Source organism: Algoriphagus halophilus (genome assembly GCF_900129785.1).
Taxonomy (GTDB): Bacteria; Bacteroidota; Bacteroidia; order Cytophagales; family Cyclobacteriaceae; genus Algoriphagus; species Algoriphagus halophilus.
Map to the genome: position 1 here is coordinate 804745 of NZ_FSRC01000002.1, position 13758 is coordinate 818502.

At 37.4% G+C, this 13758-nt stretch carries 13 protein-coding genes; 3 read left to right on the forward strand and 10 right to left on the reverse strand.

The features are described 5' to 3' along the window. Positions 1-142 precede the first annotated feature (142 nt). The gene (gene gldJ, locus BUR11_RS15305) at positions 143-1366 is read left to right on the forward strand and encodes a gliding motility lipoprotein GldJ (RefSeq protein ID WP_074225847.1); all 1224 of its coding nucleotides are present in this window, start codon (positions 143-145) and stop codon (positions 1364-1366) included. Between the two features lie 82 nt (positions 1367-1448). Beyond that, complete coding sequence (rluF, locus tag BUR11_RS15310) at positions 1449-2180, forward strand: 23S rRNA pseudouridine(2604) synthase RluF (RefSeq protein ID WP_074225848.1); 732 nt, start codon at positions 1449-1451, stop codon at positions 2178-2180. A 3-nt stretch (positions 2181-2183) separates the two neighbouring features. Here rluF and BUR11_RS15315 read toward each other — a convergent pair whose 3' ends face one another. After that, complete coding sequence (locus BUR11_RS15315; protein ID WP_074226161.1) at positions 2184-3029, reverse strand: glycoside hydrolase family 16 protein; 846 nt, start codon at positions 3027-3029, stop codon at positions 2184-2186. Between the two features lie 190 nt (positions 3030-3219). Between BUR11_RS15315 and BUR11_RS15320 the strand changes: the two genes are divergently transcribed. Next, a complete protein-coding gene (locus BUR11_RS15320; protein WP_074225849.1) occupies positions 3220-3663 on the forward strand; it encodes a DoxX family protein in 444 nt (147 codons plus the stop codon). A gap of 6 nt (positions 3664-3669) precedes the next feature. On the opposite strand, the gene BUR11_RS15325 is transcribed toward BUR11_RS15320, so the two are convergent. From BUR11_RS15325 to BUR11_RS15365, 9 genes are all read right to left on the reverse strand, one after another. Further along, a complete protein-coding gene (locus BUR11_RS15325) occupies positions 3670-4173 on the reverse strand; it encodes a hypothetical protein (protein WP_074225850.1) in 504 nt (167 codons plus the stop codon). Positions 4174-4247: 74 nt separating this feature from the next. Continuing rightward, on the reverse strand, positions 4248-4967 hold the full coding sequence (locus BUR11_RS15330; RefSeq protein ID WP_074225851.1) for an outer membrane beta-barrel protein: 720 nt from the start codon (positions 4965-4967) through the stop codon (positions 4248-4250). A gap of 23 nt (positions 4968-4990) precedes the next feature. Beyond that, a complete protein-coding gene (locus tag BUR11_RS15335; RefSeq protein WP_234982180.1) occupies positions 4991-6049 on the reverse strand; it encodes a hypothetical protein in 1059 nt (352 codons plus the stop codon). A gap of 307 nt (positions 6050-6356) precedes the next feature. Beyond that, positions 6357-6566, reverse strand: coding sequence for a cupin domain-containing protein (locus BUR11_RS21325; protein WP_234982181.1), 210 nt, complete (start codon positions 6564-6566; stop codon positions 6357-6359). 376 nt (positions 6567-6942) lie between these two features. Then, positions 6943-8565, reverse strand: coding sequence for an arylsulfatase (locus BUR11_RS15345; RefSeq protein ID WP_074225852.1), 1623 nt, complete (start codon positions 8563-8565; stop codon positions 6943-6945). 52 nt (positions 8566-8617) lie between these two features. Beyond that, positions 8618-9649: an HAD family hydrolase gene (locus BUR11_RS15350; RefSeq protein ID WP_074225853.1), complete on the reverse strand. Its 1032-nt coding sequence runs from the start codon at positions 9647-9649 to the stop codon at positions 8618-8620. A gap of 247 nt (positions 9650-9896) precedes the next feature. Continuing rightward, positions 9897-11072, reverse strand: coding sequence for a helix-turn-helix domain-containing protein (locus BUR11_RS15355; RefSeq protein ID WP_074225854.1), 1176 nt, complete (start codon positions 11070-11072; stop codon positions 9897-9899). Between the two features lie 86 nt (positions 11073-11158). Beyond that, positions 11159-11950, reverse strand: coding sequence for a hypothetical protein (locus BUR11_RS15360; RefSeq protein WP_074225855.1), 792 nt, complete (start codon positions 11948-11950; stop codon positions 11159-11161). A 205-nt stretch (positions 11951-12155) separates the two neighbouring features. Then, positions 12156-13709, reverse strand: coding sequence for an arylsulfatase (locus tag BUR11_RS15365; RefSeq protein WP_074225856.1), 1554 nt, complete (start codon positions 13707-13709; stop codon positions 12156-12158). Positions 13710-13758: the final 49 nt, after the last annotated feature.

Consider the following 13758-nt stretch of genomic DNA (forward strand, 5'->3'; position numbering starts at 1 on the left):
TTTCCATACCTAATTTGTAGAATACTTGAAAATTTGCATAATAAGCACCTTTTCTTAAACTTGCGTTCTAGAAATTTGATTGGAAGTAGTCTGTAATGCTTCTATATTTACAAACTGATCAAGACCTTAAATAGATATACATATGCGTCTGAGTAACAAATCATGGGGAATGTGGACAGCTGCCTTGGCTATTGTAGCAGGCTCTGTTTTAACCTCTTGTAACAAAACTCCAGGTTATGGTAGAAGAACTGCCAACAACCCAGGCAAAAAAAGTGCGACGACAGGAGCTGAGTTCAGTTTTGATGAAAACGACTCTACTAACTTCTTTGTGGCAAAAAATGCAGAACAAATCCCTGGTCCTAACTTGAAATTCATCCAAGGAGGTCGGGCTGTTTTGGGTTCTCAAGAGGAAGATGTGATGGCATTCCGAGACAATCAGGAAAGAACCGTGACGATTTCCAATTTCTACATGGATGAAACTGAAATCACGAATAATGATTACCGTGAATTTCTTTTCGACATGAAGAAAAAGGTAAGCGCTGATTCTCTTTTGAAGTTAGAACCATCAGAAAATGTTTGGTCTGGCGCTATGTCATTCAATGACTTGTACCAATCCTACTATTTCAGATTCCCAGGGTTTAATTTCTACCCGGTTGCTGGTGTATCTTGGACTCAGGCTAATGTATATTCTAAGTGGAGAACTGAGTATGTACAGGAGTTGATTAGAAAAGAAAGAGAAATTGATTCTACTTTCACCAAAAATCAACTGATTGAGCGTGGAGTAGCCATGGCTGATTTCAGACTTCCAAATGAAGGTGAGTGGGAATATGCCGCCAAAGCAATGATCGGTACTCAGTATTTAGACGAAAATCAGGAATATGGTAGAATCTATCCTTGGGATGGTCGTGGAGTGAGAAACCCATACAACGTAAAGAGAAAAGGAAAGCAAGGTGATTTCTTGGCAAACTTTAAAAGAGGTCGTGGTGACTATGCAGGTATTGCAGGTAACCAAAGAAATGACGGTGAAATCCTTCCTACCAACGTGTATGATATGGCTCCCAACGATTTTGGATTGTATCACATGGCTGGAAACATGAACGAATGGGTATATGATATCTACAGACCTCTTTCTTATCAAGATTTTGATGACTTAAACCCTTTGAGAAAAGATGGCGTTTATGATGAAATCGATAACTACGAAACTTCTATGCTAAGCGATGAGTTTAGAGTTTACAAAGGTGGATCTTGGAAAGATGTAGCTTATTGGCTAGCTCCAGGTACTCGTAGATTTATGCACCAGGATTCTGCAACTAACTCTATTGGTTTCAGATGTGCAATGATCTCAATCGGAGAAAAAGGAAAATAATTCTTAATGATAGTTGAAGAGCCCCGAGCGAATTTTCGTGTCGGGGCTTTTTTATTTCCAAAGAATCAGGAAATTTTACAGCATGGAAGAGAATCAAGGAATCCGAATCAATAAATACCTGAGTGAAGTAGGTTTTTGTTCCCGAAGAGAAGGTGATAAGCTTCTCGAAGCAGGGAGGATTACTTTAAATGGTAAAATCCCGGAAGTGGGCACTAAAGTAATGCCCAATGATATTGTGAGGGTAGATGGCAAGCCAGTGGGTAAGCCGATTCAAAACCATGTGTATATCGCATTCAATAAACCCGTAGGGATAGTTTCCACCACCGATACCAAAGGGGAGAAGAATAATATGATAGACTATATTGGGCACCCTCAAAGGATTTTTCCAATCGGTAGATTAGACAAGGACAGTGAAGGCTTAATTTTCCTGACCAGTGAAGGAGATATTGTCAATAAAATTCTGCGGTCCAAGAACAACCATGAAAAGGAATACATTGTCACTGTGGACAAGCCTATCAACGATCGCTTTATTCAACGCATGAGCTCTGGGATTCCCATTTTGGACACTGTCACTGATCCCTGTAAAGTGGAACGGATTTCCCGATTCAAATTCAGAATTATCCTCACCCAAGGGCTGAATCGCCAAATCAGAAGAATGTGTGAATATTTGGGATACGAAGTAAAGCAATTGAAACGCATCCGAATTATGAATGTACACCTGGATATCCCGGTAGGTAAGTGGAGAGACTTAACCGAAAAAGAACTGAAAGAGCTCAACTACCTGGTAGCAGACAGTTCAAAAACCTTCGATTAACTCCTATTTTCTCTGATAAACCCGAACATAATCCACTTGATACTCCCTTGGAAAATCTGTAGGAGAAGGATCTCCTCCGTTAGAGCCAATAGCCAAATTCAGTAAAATATAGTGGGGTTGATGGAACGGGTTAAACCCATCAGGGTTTAAGGTTTTGCTTAGGTCAATTTCATTCAATAGAACTTCATCCAGGTAGATTTTGATAGATTCTTCCGTCCAATCCATCTTCCAAATATGGAATTTTTCGGCCCATTGAGGGTCATTTTCTAAAAATTTAGAAAGTGGGATCTTAGCTTCGTCCCAATTGGCTCTTTTGGTTGCATCCGCCCAAGCAGCATTGGCTAAAATGGTCTGCTCTCCTTTTATCTGATAAAATTCCATCACATCAATTTCTCCATTGGCAGGCCAAGGTTTAGTAACTCCAAGGGTCCAAATCGCAGGCCACATTCCTGAAGCTGTATCAATCTTAGCGCGGACTTCCAAAATGCCAAATTGAAATTCATACTTGCCTCTCGTATTGATACTAGAAGAAGTATATTCAGCAAATTCCCGTGCTTTTTTCCAATTATCGCTTCCCGCTTCAAAACCAGGATTAGCTAGCTGTTCTCTTCTCCCTTGGATCAGGAGTATCCCATTTTTCTGGCTAACGTTGGCCTCCTGATACCATTGAAGTTCGTTATTTCTGACAAATCCCTTTTCAAAATTCCATGTGGAAAGATCAACGGAACCCTCTTCATTAAACTCTTCTTGCCAAACAAGTTGATATCCTGTCGGGATTTCCTGAGCAAAGGAAGGTTGCATCATTACAACAACTAAAAAAAAGAAAAGAGATCTGAAAATGATGTTCATAAAAACAAGGTTTGAAAAAGGAAGGTACAGCATTTTCGAATTTGTTAAGTCAGAAAATCCTTCAAGCAGTAAGAAATAGTGATTAAAGGCTTAGGGGAAAAACTCGGACAACTCAACATCCAACCAATTGAATTTCAAATCATTAATTTAAAACCAACGTATAAAGAGTATAACCAAAACCCAAAATAATATGAATGCTGTACAAAAAATGGAACACTGGGCAGATGCCCATCATCCACAATGGATTGACTTTTTACGAGTGGTATTAGGCCTATTTATCTTTTACAAAGGGGTCTTATTTATATCAAATACAGACGCTCTCCTTGAAACCATGAAAAATGCGGATCTCCAATTCGTCAATTTAGGGTTGGCTCATTTTGTAGCTTTTGCCCATTTGGTAGGAGGAATTTTGATCGCCATGGGATTGGTCACCCGATTTGCCATAGCCTTCCAAATCCCAATTCTTTTAGGGGCCGTATTGTTCGTGAATATTAATCAAGGCTTTTTATCAGTCTCTAATAACCTGGAATTTGAAACATCTATTTTGGTATTGGTACTGCTGATTGTCTTTTTAATATTCGGATCAGGAAAATTTTCGGTAGATCATTGGATGAAAAAGCACCCAAATGGCTAATCCCTTTTAATCCACTCTTCTATAGGTCAGGGCTCCAACACAACTATTTACTCTTCCATTAGGAGTATCATTGCAAGGATACACCAAATCAAAAGATCTGTTATTTGGAGAAAAAATCATACTACCTGTAATGGGGTAGGTGCCTGTAACTTCCGCTTCCTGAAGATTTTCTTTTGGAACATATAAGAGGTATGCATCCAATTTTAGCTCATACATCTTGGTAATATTCTCCGTGTAGGACTCTCCACGGAGTTCGTATGTTCCAATTGCATTACTATAATAACCAAGTATGGTAGTAGTCTCACTTTCTCTGATCAAAATACTTTTCTCCAAAGTACCATCTGTCTGAAAAATATATTGGAAGATAAAAAAGACTTTCTGATCGGAATTATAAACTGCACGCTGCCAAATTCCTTCAAGCGGACTGAGCGGTAGTATGTCTTTGTCTTCTTTACAGGAAAATAAACCTAAGAGAATTGTAAAAAGAAAAATTGCCCGAAAGATTTTCATAGAATACTAATTTTAGAAAGGAGGAAAACTTTTCCCAATAACGAAATGGTTGAAGCAATTGCAACGATCGGAGTTTAATCCTTCAAACCAGCTTTTCCTCTTCCGATTGGAAGGTTATAATAGATAGCAAGCTGAGAATGTTTATTACTTCCCTGGTTTTTCATCACATTCACTATTCCTCCTACATATCTGATACCTACTGCATCTATCTTATACTTCCCGATGAAAGCTCCAATACCCACAATATAGGAAGCATCAATTTGATTGATTTGATTTTTTACATCCACTTCCAGCGACAATTCTCCATCTGGGACTTCCTTCTCAAAATAGTCTTTTGCTTTCCTTGTCCTCCAAGAAAACTGTGCTCCTCCTTCAAGAAACAACCCCATATCAGTTAAATATCGAATGGTGGGAGCCGCACTTAAGTAGCTTATTTTTCGATCGAACTTGGTTCCTGAATAAAGAGCATCCAGTTCTGGATCCATTAGCGAGTAGGCTGGAACTCCTGCTGCTCCTCTGACATATTTACCTAATAATTCCAAATTCCAAGCCCAATGATCATCAAACTTTCGGCTGAAAAACAAGCCTAAATTCAAAGAGCCCAAACCCAATGCTTTAGAATCTTCAATGTTTGTAATCCCATTAAAGCTGTAATCTACATGCAATCCAAAGGCATTGTTCTCTGTATTTAATTTATCGCCAAAAATTAAGCTCATCAACACTTGAGCATTTGAATAACTTACTACTCCAAAAAATAATAAAAATGTAAAAACTAGGTTGGGACGCAACTTCATATCTGTTATAGATTTAACTCAATCTATTGTTTTTTATGGATGCCTGCAAACCTATAATTCAAATTCAATAAAAACTGACTCCTTTTCCCAAAAACACCTACTTCTGTTCGTAGCATCCAGTTCTTATTGTGCTGATATTGTGTACCCAATATCATGTTAAACCTAGCCGATACTTCCTTATCTAACTTATAATCAATACTTGTTTCTGATGGATCAATACCATTTGCAAAATCTTCCAATCTACCAATAATCTGTTTGGCTACCAGTCTTTGGGTTGGGGGTAAAGTATCGGCCCATTCATTTAAAATGGAAATAAAGTTGCCGCCTCCGAAACCAGGGAAAATCTGCTCTATTAAGATGGACCCTTTTGTATCACTCTGAATAGTCTGGTAAAATACCCCAGCCCATACAGACATATTCCGCTGTGGATTTTTAAGTGAAGGTATGGTGTGACCAATTCTTAGACTTGAATTGTAAGCAGGGATTGGTTCCACTATCACATCTACATCCACAAAATTAAAATTATTGTCCCAGGCAGCCCATAAAGGGCCCCAAGCTCCGGTTAAGGTACCTCCAAAACCAAAACTCTTTGCATTAAAATGTTGTGATGTCTGAAAGCCTACAGGTTGAATCAGTGTGATGTCTGTTTGGGTAGTTCCTCCTCCAAACATTCCATAGATGTTTAAAAATGGTAAGACCCATAAATCAGGCCTCACCGTGTAAGCATTGGTGGATGCGATTGTTGGCCCAAACTTGATCAGATTACTTACATCAATCATCTCGCCTCCATTAAGTCCTACTAAGGTTTGATTGATCGTTATTTCCTGGCGCTGGGTAAAATATATTGCACTTGCCCCCCAAGCATAGGGTAAATCATACCCTGCTTTCGTGGCTTTTGCTCCCAAAATTGGGAAGGTATAGGAATAATCCATTTGCTTGAGGCTATCAAAATAGTCCTCATAGATTGGATTGAATATCTTTTGCGCGCCCTGAGCATTTATGTTTTCTATCAAACATAAATACCCAAAAGCAAAAGCCAGAATAAGAAAAAGGTACTTTTTAAAAGAGTAAAAAAAATTCATATCTCTATTTTCTACAATTAATTTGGTGAAATTCTAACTGAACTACAAAGAATATGAGAAGTTTGGTGGTATTCTATTTTTTGTACCTTGTTCAATGTCAAATGTTTATGGGTATACGAAGTCTTTGTATGCATTCTGCCCAGAAATTACTGGACTACTGTCTATTTTCCAGAGATATATTTGTAATGAACACTTGGTATTGAAGGCATTTCAAGGTCAAAGAATATTTCTCTCTTTACTGGAATCCAAGCCGAAATCAACATGACAAAAAGTTAAACTAAAAATGTTGTTGAATTTTTCTTATTTCTTAAAGAATTAAAACTTTTCGAATTACAATCCTCTCGGTCATCACATTTCCAGTATTCTTGGTGTTTTGAGGCTCAAAAAGCAAAAGATAAACTTCCTCATCTGCTATTGGATAGTGCTCAACTCCTCTGGGAATAATTAACATCCCACCCTCACCCAAGGTTATGCTTCGATCTCGAAACTCAATCTTTAGAGTTACAAAAAAACTCATCTTCTCCCTTTTGATTATGCCATAAAAACTCACCTTTAGCTAATTTGACATCTTGCCCATTGAGTTCACCAATGATCTTGGGACTCCAGTGCTCCTTAATCAGATCAAATTTTTCGTTTATGTTGACTTTATTCAAGATAGGATCAAGAAAATTTTAGAACTATAATTTATTAGGAATATTAAGGGATAAAACTTTTAAAATAGAGTTTGTTCTAAATCGGAGAGTTTGTTAATCTAAATGGATTTAAAATCTTTTGTTCTTAAATACCATTAAATTCATTTTCGTTTTCAGTTTTGAAAAAAAGGCAAACATAATCCGAAGAAAAGTTTGCCTTTTAAATAAATCAAAACTTATTTTTCAAGATAGAAAACCCAATTAATGCGTTCCTCCAGTTGGCTGTTCCATCATTTTCATCGCTTTTTCAATTGTGGCTTTCATATTCAATGATTCTCCTCCTTGACTTGGTGGGTAATCAACTAATGATTTCAAATGTGCCTGTAGGAAAGGAACAGCAGCTGTAGGAGCCCAAAGTTTTTGAGCAACGAACTTTCTACCTACATATCCCCACTCTTCTGAATCAGGAGTCATTTTCTCCATCGGATCCATTAATAGATTAACAATATAAGGGACGCTTGGATAGGATTTTTCGTCGAACCAGTTTCCACCATGTTTTACACCAATATGCATTTTCCAGGCATCTACTCTGATTGCCATCAAATCTGATTCATCGTAATAAAACATTTCTCTTCGGGCAGATTTATCTGTTTTACCAGTCCACAGATCCAGGTTATTATATCCATCCAAATGTGTTTTGAAGGTTTGGTCACCCATTTTCTTTCCAGCTAATAGTTCTTCTTTCAAATTTGGAAGACCTGCAGCAGCTGCGAGTGTCACATATAAATCTTCATGGCTTTGAATTCCATTGGAATAGGTTCCTGCCGGTATTTTACCTGGCCATTTTACAAGCATCGGTACGCGGAGGCCACCTTCCCAAGTAGTTCCTTTTTCACCTCTAAATGGTGCATATCCTCCATCAGGCCAATACATCAATTCATTTCCATTATCAGTAGAATAGATCACAATCGTGTTATCTTCTTCCCCCATGTCTTTAATTTTCTGAAGGACTTTTCCGATAAGTTCGTCATGCTCGATCATCTTTGCACGAACTACATCTTCTTCTGCGCGACCCTCATTTACAGCCGCTTGGATGTATTTGTTTGTGCTATGAGACCAAATATGGGTAGCTGTTGTATTGTACCAGATAAAAAATGGTTTATCCTCTTTGCCCACTTTATCCAGATATTTCAATGTTTCTTCTGTTACCTCCGCATCAAAAGTTTCCATTCGCTCCCGGGTAAGCGGGCCCGTATTCTCGATGCGTTGCTTCCCAACCTTACCGAATTTCGGGTCAACAGTAGGCTCGTCAACATCTGTAGCCCAAGCATGTAAAACTCCTCTTGGCCCAAATTTCTCTAGATATGCGGGGTTTTTCTGTCCAGGATAATCCAATTCCTCTGGCTCTTCTTCTGCATTGAGGTGATAGAGGTTTCCAAACCATTCATCAAATCCATGCATGGTCGGCAAAAACTCATTACGATCACCCAAGTGATTTTTTCCGAACTGCGCCGTGGCATAGCCTTGGGTTTTTAGCACTTGTGCCAAAGTAGGATCTACTGCCTGAATACCTTGCGTGGAACCAGGAATACCAATAGTAGTCATCCCTGTTCTTACTGGCAATTGTCCCATGATAAAGGCAGCTCTTCCAGCTGTACAACTTGGCTGTCCGTAGTGATCTGTAAACAACATTCCATCACGGGCTATGCCATCAATATTAGGAGTTCTACCCATCATTCCGTGGGTATAAGCACCAACATTCCAATATCCAATATCATCGCCCCAAATGACTACAATATTTGGTTTATCCTGTGCATTTGCCAATAGAGGCAGAAATAACAGAGTAAGAATGGCTATTTTTAAAAACGATAATTTTTGTTTCATAATAAAAGTTTAAAATTGATTACATAATTAAGATTAAAGTTTACGTTAATTGTTATTTCATTTCAAAAGGGTAAATCACTTTCCAATCCTTCTTCATATCTACCACGGTCCACCCTTTATTAAGTGCTTCCTCCAAGCCTTTATCTAATCTCCCAATAGAAGAATTCTTATCATAGGCCCATTCACGCTCAGCATCAGTATGGTGCAAATACAATTGAAATGATTTATACTTATTGGAATCCGTCCACTGAAGCATTTGCAAATCTCCATCAGAGTTTCCAGAGGCGAATACAGGTTTTTTGCCGATAAACCTGTTGATCCCAATAGGTTTACCTTCCTTATCATCTATAAAGTCAATTTTTGGAATTCGTTTGATAATTGGGTTTCCATTATTGTAATCAAATTCGGTCGCGATACTACTTCCTACTACTTGATCAGAGGGGATTCCATATGCCTCATCTACCCAAGGTCTCATAAATTCAATTCCTCCACCAGATACGATAAAGGTTTTAAATTCATTCGCTCTTAGGTAGTCCAGCAACTCTAACATGGGTTGATAGATCAATTCATTAAAAGGTCTATCAAAGCGAGGATGTCTGGAAGTTTCTAACCAGTCGATTACGATTTGCTCAAATTCTTCCGTGGACATTCCAGTATGGGAAGCCATTACCAATTCCAATAAACCATGCTCCCCAAATGTGCTTAGCGTTTTCATATCGTTTTCCAAAACAGACTTGAATGGTTGTTGGGTAGACCATTCAGGATGTTCTGATGCTAAGGCTTTCACTCGATCAATGGCAAAAAATAATTGGAAATAAGCAGGCTGCTCCGACCACAAATTTCCGTCATTGTCGAAAGTTGCGATACGATCTTCTACAGGTATAAAGTTTGAACTGGATGGATTGGTTACATCCATTACATAATCAATAATTGCTTGTTTTGTGGGTCCTTCATTCCAAGAAACAAGTTCAGGATTTTGAACTTCCTCCATTAAACCAACATTAGATTCTTCTTTAGGAGTGCAAAAAGTGAGTAGTAAAACTGATGCTAATAATAAAAGAAATGGGAGCGCTAAATTTCTCATAAACAATATCTTATAGGATAGTTTTTAATTGAATAAAAAGATTTTTAATTGAAAGGATCTGTAAACTTTTTATACAAATAGATAATGATAACCAAGTTAAAAATTTACAAAATTATCATTGGATATTCTTATTTACCCATTAAGAAATCATTACTAAGGAAAAAAATAATCAGGATATTATATCTAATTCCGAAAAGACCTTGCTAAATTCAATTGAATCTATGCAAAAAATCAAGAATCAGATTTTCTATTTTTTCTCAGACTTATCCTTTAAGTACTTGGAAGGGGATTTTCCCATAACTTTCTTGAAAGCAGCAGAAAATGAATTTCGATTACTAAATCCAGACAATTCTCCAATCGCTTCCAAGGTGTAATTTTCCGCCTGATCAGAATCCAATAATTGGCAACAATAAAAAATCCGCTCTCTATTAATATAATCTGGAAATGAAATTCCTAGATGATGATTTATATATTGGCTCAATAAATAATGAGGAATCCCAGAATCTTTTGCTAAGTCATTTATAGAGTACCCTTTAATTAAAAAAACTTTCTCCTCTAGTTTCATTTTTAGGATTTGGTCCAAATCAGCTGCTTTTTCTTCGTCGATAGAAGGACCTTTTGGCAGGTTTTTGGATCCATCCGGTTCTGGTTTTTCTAAGGTCATTTTTTCCCCTGAAAAATCAAATCCATATAAAATATTTGGAAAGTATAACAAAAACAGTCCTGTGGACAAGTCTTGCAATGCCGCTCCAAAGTGAACAGCTTTAAACAAAACATCTTTATCTAAACTTCCTAAAGTGAAATAAAAGGGTAAAAACATAACTAATTGGAAAAATAAATAAGTCTGAATCCAATGATAAACATCCTTTTTTTCTCCCAAAGCGGGATTCGCTTTTTTAAATTTCCAAACGAGAATCAAACTTAAAATCCAATAAAAATTGACTAAAATTGTTCGAAAAGGAGTATAAAATCCTGATGGAAAAAATCTGCTTTGAGTAAAGCTTACAATCAAATAGGGATCATTTACTTCCGAAAGAATCAAATCTAATTTTTCGGAGGAATTCATCATTAATACAGGCCAATAATCAACAGTGTAGATAAGGGCTGGCAATAAATGAATCAAATGCCACCATTTAAATTGGGATTTAAATAGGGTAAATTGGATATATAAAAAAGGTAAAAAAGCATAAATCAAACCTGCTAAATTACCTGTTCTATAGATAAAGGGAAAATGGATAATTAAGCCAGTATCTATCAAACCTGCCAAGAGAATTCCATGGGAAAGAAACAAAAAACTCAGTCCCATTAGGATGTTGGTAGATCTCTTTTTTATTCCATAAGTCAATAAAACTATACTCAAAAGATATCCTAAGGAGCAGGAAAATACATAAATGAAATTATAAAAATTTAGTTCAAGCTTCATTTCGTGGCTTTGGTAAGTTTCATTCTGAGTAAACGAATACTTACAATGGATTAGATTAAAAGAAACTTAAGGAATTAGATTTAGAATTATTTAGGAAATAAGAAAACAACAACTGCTCTCCAGCCCCAATCTGCTTTGCCTTTATCTGGTGCAGCTAAATTTAATCTAGGTCCGATGGCAAACTGAGTTTTCTGCTTTCCAATACTTGTCACTGCAGAAATGGTTGGGTTTAACCAAAGTGTGCTAGTGGAGGCTTTCCAATTCTGTGTCCATTCCATATTTGCTCCAATACCTGCTCCAGACTTCCAATTATAGACAATAAATGGCTGAACAAACATCTGGCTTACATCGGGTCTATCTTCATTTCCGACAACGGACCAAATTTGATTGACTAAGCCTCCCATGGTCCATCCATTTATCTGCTTCAGAGCCACTACTGTTGGACCCATTCCAAATTTCTTGGTTGTTAAAAAATCATTTGTTCCGATAGGCAAAAGCAAAGCCGGACCGACACCCCAGGTTAATTTCTCAGAGTTTTTGGGTGAAAAGAAAGCAGACATGACAGCATCCCCCAAACCGGATTGTTTTTCCCCAGGGGCAGTAATATTGTATTGCGTAATAACCGGTAGCACCACTCTTGTGATCATATTCAAATTTTTACTTACTGAAACTGGAATTACCGGTTGAATATTCAATGTATTCCGTGAACCATTAAACTCACCTATTCCATAATCGGTGTTGTTCTGCAAAGGGACAGATATCAATGACGCGATAGGATTGGCTAGCTTTTTAGCCAGCTCCGCGGCATCATCTTGTGCATTTGAATTGATGACAAAGGCAAAAATTAACAACGTAGTTAAGGTATAAATCTTGTTCATCTTGAATTGGTTAATTACTTTAAAAATAAATTATTCCAAGAAGATTGGAATCAAAGAGGAATAAAAATCAGAATAAATTAACAATTTCTTCTAAACCAAAAATATACTCCGATTAAACATTAGATGGGAAGAATCCTAAAAACAAGCAGGTCCAAAAAATAAAAATGGGGACTAAACGTCCCCATCTTCAAATTTTCAAGAATTATTAATTTCCTTCTTGCCCAGCTGTCAAAGATTGTAAAACTGCATCTAGGTTGAAGGAATCAGGTTTTTGCCTTGGAGGAAACTCTACAAAAGTCTTCACCATCTCTCCGGCAATGCCTTGAGAAGCACCTCCAGCAAACTGAATTATCCCTTCCATCCATTCATAGTAGCTATTGGAATTGTGTTGTGCTCGCTCGAATGGATCCATTTTAAGGTCAAATATCAAAGGGATCCTTAATTGAACAAATGGATACATCCAAACACCAAACTTATCAGCTTGTTGCTCCATAAATACCAATTTCCATCGGTCATATCTCATGGCAACCAATTGACCATCATCATTCCAATAATAGAATTCTCTTCTTGGAAAATTAGTTGCCCCATATTGATCCTTTGTCACGGTTTTTTCACCTGTCAGAAAAGGCAGAATATTATATCCATCCAAATGAACTTTATAAGTCATGTCTCCGACTTTATGACCATTTAATAGCTTCTCTTTTATATTAGGTTCACCAACTGCGGCCATCAAAGTTGGAAGCCAATCATTGCCTGCTACTACCTCATTTATTACTGTACCTGGTTTGATTTTACCAGGCCATTTAATAATCATAGGCACACGATATCCACCTTCCCAGTTAGTGTTTTTCTCCCCTCTAAATGGAGTAATTCCTCCATCTGGCCACATATTAAAGTGTGGACCATTGTCAGTAGTGTAAAGGATAATGGTATTGTCATCTACTCCCAAGGCTTCTAGCTTATTCAGCAATTGACCAATTTGATCATCGTGTTGAACCATGCCATCTGCATATTCACCTAGGCCGGTTTTTCCTGAATAACTTTCCGGTACGTGAGTCACATAGTGCATTCTGGTCGTATTAAACCAAACAAAAAATGGTTTATCATCTTCAACTTGTCTTTCTATAAAGTCTTCGGTAGCATTCAAGACTTCTTGATCGATCGTTTCCATACGCTTTTTAGTCAATGGTCCCGTATCTTCAATTTTGCCATCTGCCGTACTTCTAATTACTCCCCTTGGTCCATATTTCTCTTTAAAAGTTGGGTTTTTTGGATAATATGGGTTCTCCGGAGTTTCTTCAGCATTTAGATGGTATAAGTTTCCAAAAAACTCATCAAACCCATGGTTGGTTGGCAAAAATTCATCTTTGTCTCCCAAGTGGTTTTTTCCAAATTGTCCAGTCGCATAACCCATTGGCTTTAAAAGCTCTGCAAGCGTTGGGTCTTCTTTTTGGATCCCAACTGCAGCTCCTGGAATTCCTACTTTCGTTAAACCAGTTCTGACAGGCATTTGTCCTGTAATAAAAGCAGCTCTTCCAGCTGTACAAGATTGCTCTGCATAATAATCGGTAAATATAGCTCCTTCAGCAGCTATGCGGTCAATATTTGGCGTACGGTAGCCCATCATACCTCGGTTGTTATAACTGAGGTTCCAGTACCCAATATCATCCCCCATAATTACAAGAATATTGGGCTTTTCCTGAGCAATGACCAGTGTACTGAAAAGCATACTGGCCATCAGTCCAATTGTTTTTTTCATATTAATGCTATTAAAAATTATATACAGTTAAAATTATAGTAATTAATTC